This is a genomic window from Helicobacter pylori (assembly GCF_001998165.1).
GTDB classification, from domain to species: domain Bacteria; phylum Campylobacterota; class Campylobacteria; order Campylobacterales; family Helicobacteraceae; genus Helicobacter; species Helicobacter pylori_DL.
Genome location: NZ_MTWR01000130.1, coordinates 1 through 372, shown reverse-complemented (window position 1 = coordinate 372; position 372 = coordinate 1). Strand labels below are relative to the sequence as shown.

Here is a 372-nt window from a genome sequence, read left to right as displayed (position 1 = left end):
GGGATTGGCATGGGGAAAGGCTCAGAATTGAGCAAGCAAAGTGCAGACATTGTGATCACTAATGACTCCTTAAATTCGTTAGTGAAAGTTTTAGCGATCGCTAAAAAAGCTAAAAGCATTATTTGGCAAAATATCTTGTTCGCTTTGGGGATTAAAGCGGTTTTTATCGTGCTAGGGCTTATGGGGGTAGCGAGCTTGTGGGAAGCGGTCTTTGGGGATGTAGGGGTTGGAACATGGTTATCCTTTTAAAGGAGTATTTTACAAAAAAATTTTTTTAAATCAAAGGCTTGATTAGGGCTAAATCAGGCTCATTGATGCAATGCGTGGCGTGCTGTTTTAAAACCTCTTTAGCGTTGAAAGCGATTTTGATAG

2 pseudogenes are annotated in these 372 nt (G+C 40.3%); one reads left to right on the top strand and one right to left on the bottom strand.

The features are described 5' to 3' along the window. Positions 1-249: pseudogene (locus BZK24_RS08515) on the top strand (heavy metal translocating P-type ATPase); the annotation flags it as partial. Between the two features lie 25 nt (positions 250-274). On the opposite strand, the pseudogene BZK24_RS09210 reads toward BZK24_RS08515, so the two are convergent. Beyond that, positions 275-372 (bottom strand): annotated as a pseudogene (locus BZK24_RS09210) (phosphoserine phosphatase SerB); the annotation flags it as partial.